This is a genomic window from Bacteroidota bacterium, assembly GCA_017303905.1.
Classification (GTDB): Bacteria; Bacteroidota; Bacteroidia; order B-17B0; family Aurantibacillaceae; genus JAHEYG01.
The window spans coordinates 84671-104976 of sequence record JAFLBH010000002.1 but is presented as its reverse complement, the minus strand read 5'-3'; the positions used below and the strand labels follow the sequence as shown (position 1 = coordinate 104976).

16 protein-coding genes are annotated in these 20306 nt (G+C 36.5%); 7 read left to right on the top strand and 9 right to left on the bottom strand.

From position 1 onward, the window contains the following. Nucleotides 1-35: 35 nt before the first annotated feature. The 3 genes from J0L69_08270 (at nt 36) to J0L69_08260 (ending at nt 3632) form a co-directional block, all read left to right on the top strand. Nucleotides 36-2579 carry an ATP-dependent Clp protease ATP-binding subunit gene (locus J0L69_08270; protein MBN8693177.1) on the top strand — a complete coding sequence of 848 codons (2544 nt, stop codon included), beginning with the start codon at nt 36-38 and terminating at the stop codon, nt 2577-2579. A 157-nt stretch (nt 2580-2736) separates the two neighbouring features. Continuing rightward, the gene (locus J0L69_08265) at nt 2737-3081 is read left to right on the top strand and encodes a hypothetical protein (GenBank protein ID MBN8693176.1); all 345 of its coding nucleotides are present in this window, start codon (nt 2737-2739) and stop codon (nt 3079-3081) included. Nucleotides 3082-3158: 77 nt separating this feature from the next. Next, entirely contained in the window at nt 3159-3632 is a 474-nt protein-coding gene (locus J0L69_08260) for a hypothetical protein (protein ID MBN8693175.1), read from the top strand. A gap of 48 nt (nt 3633-3680) precedes the next feature. On the opposite strand, the gene J0L69_08255 is transcribed toward J0L69_08260, so the two are convergent. The 9 genes from J0L69_08255 to J0L69_08215 all read right to left on the bottom strand — a co-directional run bounded on the left by J0L69_08255 (nt 3681) and on the right by J0L69_08215 (nt 16017). After that, nucleotides 3681-4763: a hypothetical protein gene (locus tag J0L69_08255; GenBank protein ID MBN8693174.1), complete on the bottom strand. Its 1083-nt coding sequence runs from the start codon at nt 4761-4763 to the stop codon at nt 3681-3683. A gap of 62 nt (nt 4764-4825) precedes the next feature. After that, nucleotides 4826-6733 carry a molecular chaperone DnaK gene (gene dnaK / locus J0L69_08250; protein ID MBN8693173.1) on the bottom strand — a complete coding sequence of 636 codons (1908 nt, stop codon included), beginning with the start codon at nt 6731-6733 and terminating at the stop codon, nt 4826-4828. Nucleotides 6734-6870: 137 nt separating this feature from the next. Then, nucleotides 6871-7971, bottom strand: coding sequence for a hypothetical protein (locus J0L69_08245; GenBank protein ID MBN8693172.1), 1101 nt, complete (start codon nt 7969-7971; stop codon nt 6871-6873). Nucleotides 7972-8017: 46 nt separating this feature from the next. Beyond that, complete coding sequence (locus tag J0L69_08240; GenBank protein ID MBN8693171.1) at nt 8018-9388, bottom strand: polysaccharide deacetylase family protein; 1371 nt, start codon at nt 9386-9388, stop codon at nt 8018-8020. Continuing rightward, on the bottom strand, nt 9388-10485 hold the full coding sequence (gene wecB / locus J0L69_08235; GenBank protein MBN8693170.1) for a UDP-N-acetylglucosamine 2-epimerase (non-hydrolyzing): 1098 nt from the start codon (nt 10483-10485) through the stop codon (nt 9388-9390). The genes J0L69_08240 and wecB overlap by 1 nt, the downstream gene beginning before the upstream one ends. Before the next feature lie 6 nt (nt 10486-10491). Next, nucleotides 10492-11751, bottom strand: coding sequence for a hypothetical protein (locus tag J0L69_08230; GenBank protein ID MBN8693169.1), 1260 nt, complete (start codon nt 11749-11751; stop codon nt 10492-10494). 75 nt (nt 11752-11826) lie between these two features. After that, nucleotides 11827-13680, bottom strand: a complete 1854-nt coding sequence (gene asnB / locus J0L69_08225) for an asparagine synthase (glutamine-hydrolyzing) (protein ID MBN8693168.1) — start codon at nt 13678-13680, stop codon at nt 11827-11829. 3 nt (nt 13681-13683) lie between these two features. Then, on the bottom strand, nt 13684-15048 hold the full coding sequence (locus tag J0L69_08220) for a DUF4270 family protein (protein MBN8693167.1): 1365 nt from the start codon (nt 15046-15048) through the stop codon (nt 13684-13686). Between the two features lie 144 nt (nt 15049-15192). Next, a complete protein-coding gene (locus tag J0L69_08215; GenBank protein MBN8693166.1) occupies nt 15193-16017 on the bottom strand; it encodes a glycogen/starch synthase in 825 nt (274 codons plus the stop codon). An 87-nt stretch (nt 16018-16104) separates the two neighbouring features. Here J0L69_08215 and J0L69_08210 point away from each other — a divergent pair, with 87 nt between their 5' ends. From J0L69_08210 to J0L69_08195, 4 genes are read left to right on the top strand one after another with little or no spacing between them, the layout of a single operon-like run. Beyond that, complete coding sequence (locus J0L69_08210) at nt 16105-16950, top strand: pantoate--beta-alanine ligase (protein MBN8693165.1); 846 nt, start codon at nt 16105-16107, stop codon at nt 16948-16950. 59 nt (nt 16951-17009) lie between these two features. Then, the gene (locus J0L69_08205) at nt 17010-17570 is read left to right on the top strand and encodes an RNA polymerase sigma factor (protein ID MBN8693164.1); all 561 of its coding nucleotides are present in this window, start codon (nt 17010-17012) and stop codon (nt 17568-17570) included. After that, nucleotides 17567-19174, top strand: a complete 1608-nt coding sequence (locus J0L69_08200; GenBank protein MBN8693163.1) for a hypothetical protein — start codon at nt 17567-17569, stop codon at nt 19172-19174. Before J0L69_08205 ends, J0L69_08200 begins: the two co-directional genes overlap by 4 nt. A 9-nt stretch (nt 19175-19183) precedes the next feature. Further along, nucleotides 19184-20302, top strand: coding sequence for a PKD domain-containing protein (locus J0L69_08195; protein MBN8693162.1), 1119 nt, complete (start codon nt 19184-19186; stop codon nt 20300-20302). Nucleotides 20303-20306 lie beyond the last annotated feature (4 nt).

The window sequence follows — 20306 nt, the reverse complement described above, 5'->3', positions numbered from 1 at the left end:
AATAAATGCTATATAAATTTTAAAACGTACATTTTATGGAAGCAAAATTTTCGCCCAGAGTAAAAGATGTTATTACATATAGCCGCGAGGAAGCACTTCGTTTGGGGCACGACTTTATAGGAATAGAACACCTGATGTTAGGGATGATTCGTGATGGTGAAGGTGTTGGTATTCGTTTATTAAAAAAACTGAATGTGGATATTCAGGAACTTAGAAAAGGTATTGAGGGTAGCCTTACTCCCGGTGCCCGTAAATCTAACAACCTGGCTAATATTCCATTGGTAAAACAAGCTGAAAAAACATTAAAGCTTACTTACCTGGAAGCTAAAACTTTTAAAGCTGTTCAAATTGGAACCGAGCATTTATTATTGTGTATTTTAAAAGATAACGATAATGTTGTTTCTAAATCTCTCTTAAAATTTGGGGTAGATTATGATGCAGTTCGTACCGAATTGGAAGGATTTATGGATAATCCTCATAAAATTGAGAACACAGCTGCAGATGATGATGAAGGAGAAGATAGCGGCTTTAGTTCGGCCGGCGGACAAGGTGCTGCCAAAAAGCCGGGCGACAGTAAGTCAAAAACGCCTGTTTTAGACAATTTCGGCAGAGACCTGACCAAAATGGCAGAAGACGGTAAATTAGACCCTGTAGTAGGTCGCGAAAAAGAAATTGAGCGTGTTTCACAAATCTTATCCCGCCGTAAAAAGAATAACCCAATATTAATTGGTGAACCTGGTGTAGGTAAATCTTCAATTGCAGAAGGTTTAGCTTTACGCATTGTTCAACGCAAAGTATCGCGTGTGTTATTCGGAAAACGTGTGGTGACTTTAGATTTAGCAAGTTTAGTTGCGGGTACAAAATACCGCGGACAATTTGAAGAGCGTATGAAAGCCGTTATGAACGAGCTTGAAAAATCGCCGGATGTTATTTTATTCATTGATGAAATTCACACTATTATTGGTGCAGGTGGTGCAAGCGGTTCGTTAGATGCGAGCAATATGTTTAAGCCTGCTTTAGCTCGCGGAGAAATCCAATGTATCGGTGCTACTACTTTAGATGAGTACCGTCAGTATATTGAAAAAGACGGAGCTTTAGAGCGCCGTTTCCAAAAGGTATTAGTAGAACCGGCTACTCAAGATGAATCGTTACAAATTTTAAATAACATTAAATCGAAGTACGAAGATCATCATAACGTAACTTATACTGATGAAGCGATTAAAGCTTGCGTTAGTTTAACAGCGCGTTATATTACCGACCGTCATTTACCGGATAAAGCAATTGATGCTTTAGATGAAGCGGGTTCTCGTGTACACATCACTAACATTAATGTTCCTGAAAATATTCTTGAATTAGAAAAGAAGATGGAAGACATTAAGGAATTAAAAAACCAAGTGGTGCGTTCGCAAAAATATGAAGAGGCGGCTAAATTACGCGATACCGAAAAACAATTACAAGCGCAATTAGACGCTGCTAAAAAAGCCTGGGAAGAAGAAACTAAATTAAACCGTGTAGTTGTAACAGAAGACAATGTAGCGGAAGTGGTAAGTATGATGAGCGGTGTTCCTGTTCAACGTGTGAACCAAAACGAAGGCGAGAAATTAGTGAAGATGAATGAACTTTTAAAAGGTAAAGTAATCGGACAAGATGCTGCGCTTTTAAAAGTGGTGAAAGCTATTCAACGTAACCGTGCCGGATTAAAAGATCCTAATAAACCAATTGGTTCATTTATTTTCTTAGGTCCTACCGGTGTTGGTAAAACACAATTAGCGAAAATATTAGCACGCCATTTATTCGATAACGATGAGGCATTAATCCGCATCGATATGAGCGAATACATGGAGAAATTTGCGGTGACTCGTTTAATTGGAGCGCCTCCGGGTTATGTGGGTTATGAAGAAGGCGGGCAATTAACTGAGAAAGTACGTCGTCGTCCTTACTCTGTTGTTTTATTGGATGAAATTGAAAAAGCGCATCCGGATGTATTCAACATGTTATTGCAAGTATTGGATGATGGACAATTAACTGACAGTTTAGGTCGTAAGATTGACTTCAAGAATACCATTATCATTATGACTTCAAACATTGGTGCCCGTCAGTTAAAAGAATTCGGAACCGGTGTTGGATTTGGAACTAAAGCGAAAGAAGACCAAGTTGATGATCATTCAAAAGGGGTTATTGAAAGTGCTTTAAAGAAAGCCTTTGCTCCTGAATTCTTAAATCGTATTGATGATGTAGTTATGTTTAACTCGTTAAGCCGTGAAGACATTCATAAGATCATTGATATTGAATTAGGTAATTTATTTAGCCGTGTAAGTTCATTAGGTTATACAATTAAAATTACTGAAGCTGCTAAAGACTTTATTGTAGAAAAAGGTTACGATGTTAACTATGGTGCTCGTCCGTTAAAACGTGCGATTCAAAAATACCTTGAAGATCCTATGGCTGAAGAAATCATCAAAAGTAATTTAACTGAAGGTGATGAAATTGAAGTAGACTACAACAAAGAAAAAGATGAAATCGTTGTAAGCACTCATAAACCTAAAGCTAAAAAAGGAAAGAAAGAAGATAAAGCGTAAGAGGTGGAAGGTTAAAGGTGAAAAGTTGAAAGTATAATGTGAAGGCCCCGGAGAAATTCGGGGCTTTCGTTTTATGGTCGCTGATACCGATAGCTATCGGGATGTTGAAGCGCCCTCACACTTTTGTTATAGAAGAAGCAATTTTTATCTTTATAGCATGAAAAAATTCTATTACCTCTCCTCCTGCAGCACCTGCGCCAGAATTATTAAAGACTTAAACCTCGAGAAACACAAATTCGTTTTTCAGGATATAAAAACAGACAAGATAACAGCCGCGCAATTAGAAGAAATGAAAGAAATGGCCGGTAGTTATGAAGCTTTGTTCAGCCGCGTGGCATTAAAATACAAAACCCTCGATCCAAAACCCTCGAAGGAAAGCGAGTATAAAAAACTGATACTCGAAGAATACACTTTTCTGAAACGCCCTGTTATTATTAACGGTAAACAGATTTTTGTAGGCAACAGTAAAAAGGTAGTTGAAGCGGCAGGCGCTTCGCTTTAATGCTAAAAAATGTTTTTTTGATATACATCAAATGTTCCTCCTTTTTCATGGTTCATCTTTGCTTAAAATTTTAAACCATGAAAACAATCAAATTAGTATTCGCAAGTTGTATAACGTATCTGTTATTTATTTCCTGTGCGCCATGGGAAGTACCCACTCACTTAGTTGGTAATTGGCAAGCCAAACAAAAAGTAACGGTACGTCAAAAGCAAAACGGCAAATTCGTTTTTATTGCAGCCCCCGACTCTATTCTAGTAAAATTCAGTATTGACAAAGACGGGAAAGTAAGCGGACAAATCGGAAACGCTACTTTTGAAAATTGTAAAGTAGTAAAGAACCGTGGCGATTTAGGCCGCAAATTAAATTTGGCGACCGATTATGTAATTAAAGGTGAATTAAACGGCGCTATCTTTGAGGGCGATCCTCATTTGAAAAAAGAAATAAGCGCACCATTTGATGTAAACGAAAATAAAATGAAGGGCAGTTTATTTCAAATGTTCGGAATAGATTTATACCCTATAACTGGAATGGATGCGGTGAAGGTAAATTGAGTTGGATTCATTTGAGGACAGATTACAAAGATTCATGAAAAAGATTAATCAAGAAATCAAAGGACTTGATTTGAAAAATGGAGTAATTTTTTCTCTCATCTTTTCCTTGTTATTAAAATGCCTTGAAATTTCTTGAGTCTTTTCAAAGAAATCATTTTCAGTCAAAGATTTTTTGTGATAAAATATTTTAATACCTCTACAATTTCTATTTTCAAAAATACTATTTAATAATACTCTATCAGAAAGACCGCAAGAATGTCCCATTATTAACACCTTAAAATTACCACCATTCAAAAAATTAATGAGTTTTATATAATTCTCTGTTTTGAAATAGGAAAAAGATTTGAAATTATTCAAGAATTCATTATTGTTTAAATTTTCAATTAATTTATAATATGGATTAACTTCGTCTCCATATCCAAAAACCAATGGATTAAGCTCATCCTTTAATTTTCCGTGAATATAGTTTATGTTTAAATTATAACCGCTTAGCTCTTGCTTGTATACTTCTAATGTACTTGTGTAATTAAAATTCAATATTAAATTGGCGTCCATGATTGGTGACACAACACCTTTTGGTATATCAGAAGCAATACTAAATTCTTGTGTAAAATGCTGAAGAATTTCTGAATTAACTTCTTTTGTAAGAGAGTCTATCGTAAGCAAATATTCTTCAAGTTTTGATTTTAAAAAGATACATATATTATTCAATTTACGCACCTCTTCGATTGCTAAATTGATTAGTTCTGTTCTTGAAGGAGGGATTACACTTTTATATTTCTCAAAATAATCACTATAAATTTCAGTAAGACTGTTAAAGTACGCATATTCTAAATCAACCCAAATTGGATCATTCGTGTGATTAAATAAATATTCTGAAAACTTAGTGCTATAAAATTTTCCTTCGCCTTCATTATAAATTCTTTTAAAATCACTAATATCCTTTACGTCAAAAAAAGAATCGTGGAAAGCTCCAAACTTAGATATAGTAATTAAAGGGTCGTGATATTTTTTATCTGAATTTAATTTTTTAGAAATATCATTTAAATACCATAGAAAAAATTCTGAATACTTGGTTTTTAATCCATGTGCAATATCGAATCCGTTTCCAATTATAACTAAAGTATTCATTTTTCGTAAAAAAACCGGCCTTTAATCAAGAACCGGTTTTTTGTATTTTGTTTTTTAAATTATTACTTCACTTCTTCGTAATTTACATCTTGTACATTGTCGCCATTACCGTTAGCGCCTTGTTGTTGCTGTTGGTTGGTTTCTCCTCCTCCTTGTTGTTGGTTTTGGTTCATGGCTTCATACATTTCTTGCGAAGCGGCTGTCCAAGCTGTGTTTAAGGCTGCTAATCCTGCTTCTACTTTCGCCATATCTTTTGCAGCGTGTGCAGCTTTTAAGTCTGCCAAAGCACTTTCAATTGGCGCTTTTTTCTCAGCAGGAATTTTATCGCCGTATTCTTTCATTTGCTTTTCCGTTTGGAAAATCATTGCATCCGCCTGATTTAATTTTTCAATTTCCTCTTTGGCTTTAGCATCAGCGTCCGCATTGGCTTCGGCTTCACGCTTCATTTTATCGATCTCTTCTTTGCTTAATCCTGAAGAAGCTTCGATACGAATGTTTTGTGCTTTACCTGTTGCTTTATCTTTCGCTGAAACGGATAAGATACCATTCGCGTCAATATCAAAGGTCACTTCAATTTGAGGAACACCACGTGGTGCAGGCATAATGCCATCTAAATTAAACTGTCCGATAGTGCGGTTATCTTTTGCCATTGGACGCTCACCTTGTAATACATGTAATTGTACACTTGGTTGGTTATCGCTGGCCGTTGAGAACGTTTCTGATTTTTTAGTCGGAATGGTTGTGTTGCTTTCAATTAATTTAGTGAACACGCCACCGTAAGTTTCAATACCTAAGCTAAGCGGTGTTACGTCTAACAATAACACGTCCTTTACTTCTCCGGTTAAAACTCCACCTTGAATTGCTGCACCTAAAGCTACTACTTCATCCGGGTTCACACCTTTGCTTGGTGCTTTACCGAAGAATTTTTCTACTGCTGCTTGTACCGCAGGAATACGAGTAGAACCTCCTACTAATATAATTTCGTTGATATCAGAGGTGCTTAATCCCGCGTTTTTTAAAGCTGAGCGACAAGGCTCAATGGTGCGCTGAATTAAACTGTCGGCTAATTGCTCAAATTTTGCACGGCTTAAGGATTTCACTAAGTGTTTAGGAATTCCGTTTACCGGCATGATGTAAGGCAAGTTGATTTCTGATGATGTGGTACTTGATAATTCAATCTTAGCTTTTTCTGCCGCTTCTTTTAAACGCTGTAAAGCCATTGGGTCCTGACGTAAATCTACACCTTCTTCTTTTTTGAATTCATCTGCTAACCAATCGATGATAACTTGATCGAAGTCGTCACCACCCAAGTGTGTATCACCATCGGTTGATTTTACTTCAAATACACCGTCACCTAATTCAAGTACTGAAACGTCGTGTGTACCACCACCGCAGTCGAACACTACAATCTTCATGTCTTTACCTTTTTTATCAAGGCCATAAGCTAAAGCTGCAGCAGTTGGTTCGTTGATGATACGTTTTACTTTTAAGCCTGCAATTTCTCCGGCTTCTTTGGTAGCCTGACGTTGCGCGTCGTTAAAGTAAGCAGGAACTGTAATAACAGCTTCGGTAACTTCTGTCCCCAAATAATCTTCGGCTGTTTTCTTCATCTTTTGTAAGATGATAGCAGAGATTTCTTGCGGCGTATATTTTCTATCGTCGATTTGAACGCGAGGTGTGTTGTTGTCACCTTTTACCACTGCATACGGTACGCGTGCGATTTCTTTTGTTACTTCATCATAAGTTTGTCCCATAAAACGTTTAATAGAGTAAACAGTTTTACGAGGGTTGGTGATAGCCTGGCGCTTTGCAGGGTCTCCTACTTTGCGCTCGCCACCTTCCACAAATGCCACTACAGATGGAGTTGTGCGTTTGCCTTCGTTGTTAGCTATAACAACTGATTCGTTACCTTCCATTACTGCTACGCAGCTGTTGGTGGTTCCTAGGTCTATTCCAATTATTTTTGCCATAGTTCTAAAGTTTTTCCTTTATATAGTCAATAGTTATGCCAAAGCCCGAATAGGCTTATTTTTCTGACAGGCTGGCAGAATGTTAAAAAAGGACACTAATTTTGACAGTAAAGCCTTGGTTTTAAGGCAAATTGACATTAGTTACAAATGGCAGAAACATTGCCATCGCTCTTCAAAAATCTCAGGTTGCAGGTTGGTTTGGTAGTAGCCATATAATCAATCCAACTTACTGAAATTTGTTTTGAAACGTGTAAACGTGAACGGCTGCTGAAAATACCGAAGCCTCCTTCTATATTGGAATAAACCGGTTTATCCTGGGCTACTGAAGTTGATGGAGCGCTGATTTTTAAGAAGTCAACAAAATCCTGAGCGCCTGCAATAACAATAAAGTCTACTTTAATAATTTTTCTAAACAATAAGTTCGAAGGTTCATCAGCATTTAGTTTACTCACTAAAAAACTATAAAATTCACCGGAAGTAAATGTTAAAGCTAGTTGTTCGCCACCGCTTAAATCCGTTGATGAAACCGTTGGGAAATTATAATCTATATATTTTGGAACCAATGCGCCGGTGTTCAAAGAATCGGCATAATGAAAGCGCATGATAAGATCATAATCGCGTGCACCGGGAATTGAATTAAAACGAACAGTGCGATTAACCGTTGGTAATGAAAAGTCGATGTAATACGAAGACGGATTACTTGGATTATACGCTACCGGATAATATGGCGGTGCTATTGGCGGAAACGGAAATGGCTTAACGCTATCAATGATGGCTCCTTTTGATGTAAATACATTCCCCGTTTTATTATTGGTGATAGTTAATTTGTAATCGCCCCAGGTGTATAATTTATCATCGGTATAAAATAAACGCTGGTTAGTATTAAAAACACCGGATTGTGTTTGAATCACCGTATCATTAAGAGTAATTAATTTTTTCGTTGGATTTCCTACAGTGGTTAAAGCTAATGCGCCATTATCATAGCGTTCTAAGGTAACTGTTAATTCTCCTTTTTTATAATTGATGGAGTCGTTAACCTGCGCCATTTGAAAGGAGTTTCCTTCGCCTAAAAATATGCGGTTTATTCTAACGTAATTACGGGTTTCCTGCGGATTTAAAATCGCATAAACCGAAATAGATTCTTTGTATGGGGCTAATATATTAAGCTCGTTTTTGCAGCTGTTGAAAATAACGGCAACTAAACAAAATGCTGATACTATTTTTAATTTAAATGACATAAAGCAAAAATAGCATTAAATGAGGGATTTAAAAAACAGATTTCCGCTATTTTATCAGGTGGTGAATTTGGCTATATAAACGGCGCCATCCGGGGTATAATTGCTCGGCAAAACTCCGTTCGTGAAATACTGTGACGAAGAGTCCGTTTACTTTTTTTGTCTCTTCTATCAGCAATTCAATCTCTTGTTTGGCTTCCTCAATTTTAGCGTTAGCGTATATATAATAAGCCCCATCCATTAAAGCAAAAGGCACAGCCATTACTTTTAAGACTTCCTCTCGCTCGAAGTTGTAATAATAAAATGGTAAAGTGGTACCCGCCCTGAATCCGGAAGCGGAAGCGAAGCCCATCGTAAAATCAAACTGTATGCCGGCTGCTTCTAAATACTGTGGCGTTGTTTTAATATTAAAACGCAAATAATGCTGCCGCGACAAAATGGTATTTTGTTTAGAATGTTCGCTTAATAAATCTGTTTCGGTTTTAATGCCATCATTAGTGTCGGATGAAAAATAAGAAGGATGTATGCCGAAACTTATCTTTTCCAGCTTTAACTTATCAAACAGTTGTAGGAATAACGGATGACCCGGACGAATGGTCCGATCGAACTCTGTATTGTTTTTGTAAAGAAAGAAATAAATAAGCGGGGTTCCGGTTTCATTTGCTAATTTAATTTGCTCTTCATATTTATCAAATGGATCTTTCTTACCAAATAACACAGATGCCAATCTAGCCATAAACATGGAAGTATTTAAACGCATTAGATCTTTTATGGCTCCTCCGGCATTGCGAAAGAACGGTTTTCCTTTAAACGCATAGAGATTATCGACATCGATGGTAGAGATGAATTTAAATTCACGTTTTGAAAAAATTACTTTGGAAAATTTATTTCTTAAGGCTGTTTTAAATTCTTCTAGCCAAATATCCACTACAGGTTTCTTTAAAGCCGATAACTTATATAAAATAGAATTCCTTTCTTCAAATCTTCCGTGTATATCCTTTACGAATTTTTGCCATTCTTCATAGCGAGAAATAAAATAAAACACGGCGGAAAAAACATCAAAGGACATATCGCCGCTTTGTTGCGGAAAAAAATAAGGAATATTATTATGCGATTTTATTGGTGGTGGTGTTTCTTCCACGACTACTCTATCTATAAAACCGGAAGGCTGTATATGAAAACTACCTTCGATTTCAAATGAAGTATAATTGACTTTATTAAGTTTGGATGATTTGAAATCACTGCTATTATCGGTAATCACATAGTTACATAAAAGCGCTTGATGAAAAACAAAATCACAAACGTAACTTAAACGATTACTTTTCTTATTAACCAAAACGATAAACTGAGGCTCTGCTTGTTTTCCTTCGTATAGAAAACCGCTTAACTCAGAAACTTTATCGTTTTGCTTATTGATCATTACAGTTTGGAAATGGCTTCAAATATTCGTTCGGTTGCTTTTCCATCCCATAAGGGAGGAATATCGCCTTTTTTATACGTTCCTTTTTCGATGGTGTTGATATATTCTAATACCACCTGTACATCAAAAGGAATTAATGTATTAGTGCCAATGGTGCACGTCACAGGTCGTTCGGTGTTTGGTCGTAATGTTAAACAAGGTATTTGAACGAATGTGGATTCCTCCTGAATGCCACCACTGTCAGTTAAAATAAATTTACTGTGCTTAATTAATTTCTGAAAAGCGAAGTAATCGAGCGGCGGTGTGAAAATTAATCCGCTTAAACTTTCAAAGTCTTTTTTAAGACCGTGCAACTCTATATTCTTTGTAGTACGCGGGTGTACCGGAAAAAGTATTTTGTATGTTTTGTTGACTTCCTTTAAAATCTGTAACAATTTATCCAAACCTTCTTTACTGTCAACAGTAGCCGGGCGATGCATAGTCATTAATACAAATGCTTTGCTTTTCAGATTTAAATCCTCTAATACCGGTGAAGCTTCAATTTCATTTTTAAAAGCCACCATGGTATCTATCATGGTATTGCCGACAAAGAATATGTTTTCACTTTTTACTCCATCAGCTTTTAAATTATCTAATCCGCTTTGTTCGGTTACAAAGAAGTAGTCGGTTATTTTATCCGTCTCAATCCGGTTAATTTCTTCAGGCATGGTTAAGTCATTACTTCTCAAACCACTTTCAACGTGCGCTAACTTTATGTTCAATGATTTACCGGCCAGAGCTCCTGCCAGGGTTGAATTAACATCACCTACCACAACTAGCAAATCGGGCTTAAATTGCGTTTGCATGAGTTGAATTAATTCTTTGGAAATGGTTTGAATTAATTCTTCTCTCGATAAGTTTTGCGGAATATTTAAAAAGAAATCGGGTACTAAATTAAATTGTCGGAAAAACACATCCGCCATTTTATCATCGAAATGCTGACCGGTGTGTACTATTTTAAGTTCACTATTTTTTTGTTGTGCTACCCTTTTAAATTGAGTCACTTTGATAAAATTAGGGCGAGTACCTACAACAACCAGAATTTTTTTATTTGCCATCTTAAATTACGCTTCAATTACCTTTATTAATTTATCTGTTAACGATTCGAGTGAATATTGTTCGATATCGTATGTTGAATTCCAAATTTGCGATTCGCCGGTTAATCGCTTATTAATTATATCCGTAAGATTTTTAAAGGCATCACTCGGATTAATCCAGTATCCTAAATTGTTACCTACTATGAATTCTGGGGCAGTTCCTTTATTTGAAAGAACTACTACTTTTCTCTTCATCGCGATGTATTCAAAAAATTTAGTACTTAAATTGAAACTGTACACATCGTTGAGAACAAGCAGGCAATAATCTGATTTTTTTATTTCGGATAAAACCTCACGCAGTGGTTTATTTCCTTTGATACAAATCGCCTCTTTGATGTTATATTGGTTTATATAATCCACGTATTCTGAAGGAAACTTCCCGATAAAATTAAATTTAATTTTTTTATACAAATCAGGCTTTTCGGTTTTAATTTTTCCTATGGCCGCTAAAAAAGGATCCAATACATAGTGCAAATTCAAATAAAGCGTTCCGGCGTAGGTAAAAATTATTTCATCCTTGTTATCACGTTCAGTATTCTTTAAGTCAGAAAAATCATCTTTATCAAAACCATTTGTAATGGTATGAATTTTATTTCTATCGGTTAAATTGGAATAGTAATCCGACATACTTTCCATGGTAGTGATCACCTGATCCGCCCATTGAACAGTTTGCTTTTCCATTTCCAGCTCTAGAGCTTTACGACTCTGTGGCATTACTGAAAAAAAAGTAATTTCAGAATCCTGAGTCCACAAGTCCCGGAAATCAACAATGAATTTTACATTTGGAAACTTCGGTTTTAGTGAGCTTACGTGATGCGTTAATTGAAATGGTCCTCCGGTGACAATCACACAATTAATGCCTCTGGATTTTATTAAATCAGAAATTTTACTTTGTACAGATTCTTTCCAAAGCGCTGTTCTATCAAAGTAGTTTCCTTTAACGAGTAATTGTAATTTTTTAATGGTGGCAAAGTATTTGAATTTGTTTATCAATCCGGGCTGCGGATTGGAAACAATACTTGGATAATTGGTAGGAATGCGTTCAATGTTCAATCCATCGATGTCGGATGTCCATTCAGATTTTTGTTCAGACGAAATATCGGCAGCTAATACCGTTAAGTCATATCCTTTTCTTTTCAGATACTTAGCAAACTTTGCCCATCGTCTTCCACCAATCCCGGAAGTTGGAGGAAAAGTATAAGAAACTATCAGGAGCTTTTTTGGCATTTACCTATAAAAATCCACAATCTTAACGCGATTTTTATGAATAAATTGCAAAGTTATTAAAAGAGGAAAGTTAGTTTAGTTATTCACTTTAAACCATGCTCCTAAAGCATACTTTAAAAATGGATCCTTCACGTTTGAAAGATTGTATGTTTCAGGTATAAATTTCAAATATTTTTCGAAATCACTTTTATATAAATTAAGCCATTTGTTTTGAGGGGTAGTATAGCCTTTTTTATCCTTTCTATATCTGATTTCAGGATGCATGGTATCAATCGATTCGCGCAGTAGATACTTTTGCCAGCCATCATTGATTTTCATACTATCCGGCAAACTATAACAAAAATCAACTAATCTGTAATCCAGAAACGGATGACGGGATTCAATATGAAAAGCCATTGAATTTCTGTCGTCAGCCCTTAAATAAAAAGGAATATTGGTTTCGGTTAAATCGGTTTTTAATAGCTCAATCAGCTTATTGGCTTTGTTCCATTTATCGGAAAGTACGCCTCCTGTTTTAGCAATTCCCAATTTAAACTTAAAGGCCAGCTTAACATCATTTAAAATAAGATGATGCAGCTTATTGGAATCCATGCCTTTTATTTCGGCGTATTTTTTCAATTCCGATAAATACTTTAGGATATGTCCGCCCAAAATCAATTGCCGTGAATAACGATAAAAGTGATGATGATAGCCTGCTAAAATTTCATCGGCTCCCTGCCCTACCATTAACACGGTAACATTTTGCTTACGTGCCAAGCGTGCTACACTCCAGCCAGCGTAAAATGCCGTAGTTAATACAGGCTCATCCTGATGATAAATATGCTTCTCAAAATCTTCGATTGAAAATTCTTCAACAGGATTTACATAGAAAGATTTTACTTTTAAATCCTTTTCTACCAATTTAATAAAATAAGATTCATCACCTTCCTCACCGGGAAATATGGCTGAAAAAGTATTTACATTGGAACTAAGGTTCAAATCGCTTAAAATCTTATGTGATAAATAAAGAATAGCACTCGAATCTAATCCGCCTGAACTTGAAAAGCCCACCGGAACATCACTGCGCATGCGTAAGCGAATCGCACTTAGTAATAAATCACGAAACTGTTCTTTTGCATCATTAAGTGTACAATTCAAGTTGTTATGAAGTGATACATCATAATAAGCGGTTTCACTGATTTCAATTCGATTTTCTAAAGATACTTTTGCATACGATGAGGGTTTGTGTCGACTAACCTCCTTGTAAAATGTTTCGCAATTGTAGTTAATGTAATGCTCTTGTAAAAAAACATTCACAGCATTGCTGTTAGTGCTTAGATTTATTTTGTATTCCTTTAATTGTTTTAATTCGGAAACATAAATTAAGGAATGTTCATCTTTAAAAAGATATAAGGGTTTTACGCCGTAACGATCATTCACCACAAACAACTGTTGCTTCTTTTTATCAAACAACACGATGGCGAACATGCCGTTGAATTTTTTCACACAGTCATTTCCCCAAACACGGTAAGCCGCTAAAATGACTTCGGTATCCGATTCGGTTTTAAAAACACAACCTTCACTTTTTAATTCTTCACGAAGTTCGAGGTAATTATACACCTCTCCGTTAAACACTATCCAATTACCCGCCTCATCTGTCATTGGCTGATGACCGTTAGCTGTTAAATCTATGATGCTTAAACGACGGTGACCCAACAATAAATCAAATGAAAAGTCTTTAGCTTCGTTTAACGAGATTGTATTTTTAAAATTACCGGGAGGTGTTTCGTCGGTTAATAAAACCCGATAGTCGCCGGTTTTGGAATTGATTAAAGTCACTCCTTCTCCATCGGGTCCGCGATGTTTGATTTTTTTTAAAGCCGATAAAGATTGATTTAGCTTTTCGCCATTGATGCCATTGCGGTTATAATATGCTAATATACCGCACATGCATTATTTGTCGTAAGGCAATCTTACGAAGTGTAGTTTGAAAGTTGGTTTATAAGCACTGTTTATTCCGCCCAAAACAACACGCTCGCCTTTATTATCACGACGCGCCACTTGAAGTAAACTGGTATTTGCCACCACTAAATTAAATCCGTGGTTTTCCAATTTACCACTCATAATATCCTGAACATGTCGCGCGATATTGAAAACGTATTCCTTAGCTACCGGATTATATGCTCCACCGTAACGGGTTAAATCGGCAGTGTAATATTGATCTTTTACATAAATTTCATTTCCGGATGCATCAAGTGCTACCAAAGAAAGATAAGAAGGAGGTTCGTATGTGCCAATGGCCGCTAAAAAACTTTGGTCTACTTTTAAAACAACTTCGGCACGGTTCACTGAAATGGGACAAGAATCGGCGTAATTTTTCAAGTACGGTAACCGATAAACAACTTTAGTTCCGCCTGTCCCTTTCAAAAATAAATTTTGTTTTCCTTTTGCGGAATCTTTATCAGCAATTTGTTGCACCAATAAACTGTTTGCTCCGGAAGAATAAATGTATTCGATGTTATTGAAGCGAGACGAATTACTGCCACTAAAAGGAAAACGGTATTGCTTAGGCTCTTTAGAGGCAGGTGAAGAACCGTTGTGATAATAAACGTACATACCCGAAATACCATTATCCAAATCTATTTTCAACAAAGCTCCCGGTTTGGAAGTTGGATTTAAATTGTTGGTGCTTTTTGTGGTAATGTAAAAACCTTTGTAAACAGATTGAAAAGTAGCATTATCGATTAAATATTGTGAGTTGGTGATCATGGCCGATGCAAAAGCGGCATCTACCGGAATTTTAATTGAATAATAACTTCCTGTTTTACTGATCCTACGCCACGCGCTTCCTAAAGGCAAAGTATTATACGTTAAATTTTGATCCATATAGTACGATGAATCTTTGCTCATTGTTTGTGTAAGCTGATGAACCTGATAATACAAAGCGTTTGTGCTATCGCCAATGAAATTTTGTGTAAACGCCACAATAATCTCTGCCGAATCTAAAACGGCATCTTCCCCAAAAGAAATATTTGAAACGTTATTTGGTAAAGAAATATTGGTATATACACTCGCATTAGTGCGGCCAAAAACGGGATCCTGGTTAGAGCCAAGGTATTTGAATTGATCCTGAAATGAACGTGATCTTTGATGAATAATCGTATGAGCCTGAATAGTGGATGTGTCTGAAATTTCAATATTCAGTTCATCAATTTCAGGCTGAACATCTGTTCCTAAAGTTGTATTCTGTTTCTTTTTACAAGATAAAAAGGCAATGATTAGAATCAGGACGAAAGCGTGTATGAATTTCAACTTCAAAGCGTATTATAATTTATTAGGTTTCAAAAGTAGTAAAAACTAAGTCAGTTAAACTATAAACGCCAATTAAATTAAATTATTTTATGAAATAGAATTTGTGAGTTAAAAGCAATAAAAAAGCCCCTTTTTGAGGGGCCTTTAATTTTATACATTCACTTCTTCCAGAACCATGTCGTAGAAATCGTTACATGCATCCATGTACTCAGTTTCGTTTTTAAAGGTTAGGAATGGTTTTCCTGATTTTTTAATACACTTTTCAAGTTCGGCGTTAATTGTTTCGCTTCCCTGAATAATACCATCTGCAAAATCAAGTGATTGCTTTACAAAATTCACATAATTCGCTTCTTCTGCAATAGACTTAAGGTCTTTCTTAGTGAAGCCATCATGTCCTAACTTATCCACTAATTTTTTATTTAATGCTTTTGGGAATTCTTCATCATAAATAGACACTACTATTTTAGTATCTGCAAATAATGGATCCTCGGCATAATATTTCTTAATGTAAAGAGGCATTAATGAAGTAAACCAACCATGGCAATGGATAACATCCGGGGCCCAGCCTAATTTTTTAACGGTTTCAACAACACCACGCACAAAAAACATAGCGCGCTCATCGTTGTCATCAAAATATTTTCCGCTGGTTTTATCGGTTAATATTGATTTGCGTTGGAAAAACTCTTCATTATCAATAAAATACACCTGCATACGTGCACTAGGGATGGAAGCAACTTTAATGATTAGCGGATGGTCAACATCGTTAATCACTAAGTTCATCCCCGATAGGCGAATTACTTCGTGTAATTGGTGACGGCGCTCATTGATACAGCCGTACTTAGGCATAAATGTTCTGATTTCTTTACCTCGTTCCTGAATTCCTTGCGGTAATTTCCTCGAAATTTTACCTACATACGTCTCGTCTAAATAAGGGGTAATCTCCTGCGACACGAAAAGCACTTTAGCTTTCTTCATAATTGTATGGGGGTTTTGATTAGTATACAAAATTAATAAAAAAATCCCCAAATTTCAAAGTAAATTGTAGCTTTAGCCCGTTTTTTAATGATTATTATACGAAATAAGGCCGAATTAATGCCCATTCTTGACAAGCAAAGAGAAAATGGGAAAATTATTGGTTTTGTGCCTACTATGGGTGCCTTGCATTCCGGGCACATTTCCTTAATCGAAAATTCATTAAAACAAAGCGATTTTACAGTTTGCAGCATATTTGTAAATCCAACCCAGTTTAATGATAAGGCCGATCTGGAGCGCTACCCTCGTATGCCCGAAAAAGACGCGGCTATGCTCGAAAAAGCAGGCTGCCATTTGCTTTATATGCCGGAGGTGATGGATATTTATCCGGAAACTGACACCCGCGTTTTTGATTTTGGGCATTTAGATAAAGTTTTGGAAGGCAAACACCGTGCAGGGCATTTTAACGGGGTCGGACAAGTGGTGAGTCGCTTGTTTGACATTGTAAAACCTCATAAAGCTTTTTTCGGATTAAAGGACTACCAGCAAGTCGCTATCATAAAAAAGCTGTGTGAGATTCAGAACTACTCTATTGAGATTATTGCTTGTCCTATTTTGCGTGAGAGCGATGGTTTGGCTATGAGTTCAAGAAATATGCTACTAAATGAACAAGAACGCAAAGCGGCATCCTTAATCCCTCAATTAATGCAGGAGGCTCAAACCAGACTAAATAACGCTGAACCTATTGAATCTGTCAAAAAATACGTTTTAGAAACGTTAAGCCATAATCCTCTTTACAATCCTGATTATTTTGAAGTTTGTGATGCTAATACGTTATTACCGCTTAATTCCCTAACTATCAAGGCCTCATCAATCATTTTAATAGCCTGTTTTGTCGGAAAAATCAGATTAATTGATAACTTAGTTATTAATTAGTAATACGTCCCAACCTTTTGGCGTTATTACTCGTACAGTTATTTAATTGAATTCAAGGAATGAACATTCAGCCTCAACTGATAAAGGATTGTATTAGCCGAAACAGAAGGTCTGAATATGAACTGTACAAACTAACCTATAGTTATTTAATGAGTATTTGCGTGCGTTATACACGCAATCAGGATTTGGCAAAGGAAATCCTTAATGTAGGCTTTCTTAAAATCCTGAATAACCTCGATAAATACAAGGAAGAAATTCCGTTTAAGGCATGGATCAGACGCATTATGATTAATACGCTGATTGATGAGTACAGAAAAAACAAAAAACAAAGTGAGGTGATTGATTATGTGGAGGAGTATTATGATAACAGCGAGTATGCCGAGTTAAATTCAGCTCTCGATCGTATCAATACAGCAAAAATCCACGAATTAATTACCAAACTGCCGCCTATGGCACAACAGGTTTTTAACTTGTTTGTGGTGGATGGCTATTCGCATAAAGAAATTGCCGAAATGTTAAGTATTGAAGAGGGGACCTCTAAATGGCACCTTAACTCGGCACGCACCAAATTAAAAGAAATGCTCGAAAACATTGTTGCACCGTATAAAATAGAATTATGAAAAAGGATTTACACGAATTCGAACAACACCTAAAGCAGAAGCTCGATAATGCGGAGTTTCCGTTTGATGAACAAAACTGGGAAAAGGCCCGCGCCATGATTGATGCCTCGCGTAGCAATAACAGGCCTAAATGGATATTTTTCCTCTCATCGATAGCATTAATCTTAACTCTTGGTGTAGTGTATTACACACAAAGCGGCAGCTCAAACAACGAGCAACCGCTTTTGGCGTTAAATGATATTAGCAAGAATCAGCAATCTGTTCAGCCTTCCGATATGCAACCCGTAAATCCTGCAACATCTGAAGTTGAAACTGCTGCAAACGTTAATGAAAATAAATTAAATAACAACGACGATAATAATCAACACACAAATCGTACAACCACCAATAATAACACTTCAGGGACTAAAAAATCAATCGGCGGTAAATCTTCGTCTAACGTTAGTCACACTGAGGCTAGTTCTGATAAAACTCAAACTAACAGTAATTCTTCTTCAGAAAACAGCAATTCAACCACCTCTCAATCCACTCCAGCAAGCAATACCAATCCCGGTTCCGGTTCTTCTTCACCAAACGGAACAGCTGCCGGAAAGGAAAGTTCTGAAACCATTAAGCTTGCTAAATCTGAAAAATCAAAAAGCACTACGCAAACTGAAATTCCTGTTATTCTTGGCAGTAACTTAAGTGCCACAAATAAAAACAACACCGTTGTAAATTCAGAAAACAAAGGCATCAACAGCAACCGTGAAGGCAATTTAAAATCGGAAGGAACAGCTGTAATAACTAATAACATTTCCGGTAACGATTCGAAGGTAACCGACTCCTTAGCGGCAGTTGTAACAAAAGATGTCATTGAAATGAGCTCTCCTATTGCCGATACAAACAATACACAAACACCGGTATTGGCCAAAGTAGATAGCACGTCAACTGCGAATGACCTAAATCTTCCTTCTTCAGTAAAACCAAAAATCCGTCCGAAGTTTTTATATGCGGAAGCTGGTGCTACTTATTTGTTTGGTTGGAATGTAAATGGCAGTCAGGAAGCTAACGGTTTTAATGCAGTGGCAGGTATCAACTATCAGCAATATATCAGTCCTAAAGTTTCTTTAACCGCAGGCTTACAATACAACAGCATTGGCAATTTAAGTAACAGTACCTACACGGCTAGTACAACTGAGTATAATTTTGGTGTACAGCGCGATGTTACGGCCATTAAATACATTCGCATACATTACATTTCTGTGCCAATTAAATTGGGTGTTGATTTAGGTAAAAACAATACCATTGGTTTTGGAGCAAACACCGGATTCCTGTTAAATAGCGATAGTCAGACTGAAAAATACCGCACCAATAACGCAGAGCCAATGAACGAGAGCAATCGTTTAAGCACTAAAAAAGAAACCGGTTATGTAACAGGGTTTAACAGTTTAGATGTTCAGGCATCTGTGTTTTACCGCCGCCGTATTTACAAAGGCTTAAGCGCGAATGCAGAGTTTATTTACGGCTTTACCGATATTAAGAAAAACGATCATTTTAAAAACAATACAAACGAAAGAGCCATGGGTGTTAAAGTTACACTATGTCTCGATTTATTTAAAAAGTAACAACGAATAATGAAACCAAAACACCTGTTCCTTTTAATTGCAGTAAGCCCCGCCCTATTAACGAACTGTAAGAAAAAGGAATTACCCACCGACAACGAAACCAACGACCCGCAGTTTTATTTTTCTGCGCAAGTAAACAATGTACCTGTTGAATTTAAAGCAGGCGTTGATAATTATTACATGTACTCTTCATATGAGCAAGATGTAAATAACTTATACGGATTTAAAGCCAATTTAAAATCGCACAATTGCAGTGGTGTTTGTCCAAACAGCATCGAGATACAAATTAATGATCATCGCATCAGTGCTTATAATGGAACATCCGGTGCCGATTCGGCTTTCATGTATAAATTTTATCCGTTTATGGCGGGTAATCCCATGCCGGTGTTACACAATGTTCAATTTTACTCCCTCTTCAATAAATATTCTACCAATTACTTATGGAACTTTGGGGATGGCGCTACTTCTACCATGCCTAACACATCCCATGTTTTCAGAACCGGACAATACAATGTTTGCTTAAGTGTTCAGGATACCGCAGGTTGTACGAACTCTGTATGTAACATGCAAAGTTTCGGAAATACCGGTGCTGATTGTCGTACTTCCATAACTGCCAGCTCTACTTCTACTCTTACCGCTACATTTACGCATTCAACTTTAGGTGTGCCGCCTTATAATTTTTTATGGAATTTCGGTGATGGTAATACATCCAATATGGCTATTCCTTCGCATAGCTACGCATTGCAAGGACGATACCCTGTAAGTTTACGTGTTATTGATGCCGTAAATGATACCGCGGTTGCACATCTTAATTACTTAACGCCAAACGGACTCGATTGCACCACCAATTATTTAATAGTTGGTGTAACCCCAATCCAAAATCCAAAAGGCTATTCTAATATTATTATTAAATATACCGATGCAGCAGGTAATGTTTATACTTCTGATGATTTTGGTCAACCTGCAAACAGTTATTTTAAAATTATTGGAGTTGAGAATTATGAGAACAATGGTAACGGACAAAAAACAAAGAAGTTAACCTTAGAGTTTAGCTGTAAGGTATTTAGCGCAACAGGCTCATTAACAATAGAAAAAGGTAAAGCTGTTGTAGCTGTGGCATATAAATAAAATA

Coding starts and splice junctions, on each gene's coding strand:
- J0L69_08270 (MBN8693177.1), top strand. CDS start 36: ATGGAAGCAAAATTTTCGCCCAGAGTAAAAGATGTTATTACATATAGC.
- J0L69_08265 (MBN8693176.1), top strand. CDS start 2,737: ATGAAAAAATTCTATTACCTCTCCTCCTGCAGCACCTGCGCCAGAATT.
- J0L69_08260 (MBN8693175.1), top strand. CDS start 3,159: ATGAAAACAATCAAATTAGTATTCGCAAGTTGTATAACGTATCTGTTA.
- J0L69_08255 (MBN8693174.1), bottom strand. CDS start 4,763: ATGAATACTTTAGTTATAATTGGAAACGGATTCGATATTGCACATGGA.
- dnaK (MBN8693173.1), bottom strand. CDS start 6,733: ATGGCAAAAATAATTGGAATAGACCTAGGAACCACCAACAGCTGCGTA.
- J0L69_08245 (MBN8693172.1), bottom strand. CDS start 7,971: ATGTCATTTAAATTAAAAATAGTATCAGCATTTTGTTTAGTTGCCGTT.
- J0L69_08240 (MBN8693171.1), bottom strand. CDS start 9,388: ATGATCAATAAGCAAAACGATAAAGTTTCTGAGTTAAGCGGTTTTCTA.
- wecB (MBN8693170.1), bottom strand. CDS start 10,485: ATGGCAAATAAAAAAATTCTGGTTGTTGTAGGTACTCGCCCTAATTTT.
- J0L69_08230 (MBN8693169.1), bottom strand. CDS start 11,751: ATGCCAAAAAAGCTCCTGATAGTTTCTTATACTTTTCCTCCAACTTCC.
- asnB (MBN8693168.1), bottom strand. CDS start 13,680: ATGTGCGGTATATTAGCATATTATAACCGCAATGGCATCAATGGCGAA.
- J0L69_08215 (MBN8693166.1), bottom strand. CDS start 16,017: ATGAAGAAAGCTAAAGTGCTTTTCGTGTCGCAGGAGATTACCCCTTAT.
- J0L69_08210 (MBN8693165.1), top strand. CDS start 16,105: ATGATTATTATACGAAATAAGGCCGAATTAATGCCCATTCTTGACAAG.
- J0L69_08205 (MBN8693164.1), top strand. CDS start 17,010: ATGAACATTCAGCCTCAACTGATAAAGGATTGTATTAGCCGAAACAGA.
- J0L69_08200 (MBN8693163.1), top strand. CDS start 17,567: ATGAAAAAGGATTTACACGAATTCGAACAACACCTAAAGCAGAAGCTC.
- J0L69_08195 (MBN8693162.1), top strand. CDS start 19,184: ATGAAACCAAAACACCTGTTCCTTTTAATTGCAGTAAGCCCCGCCCTA.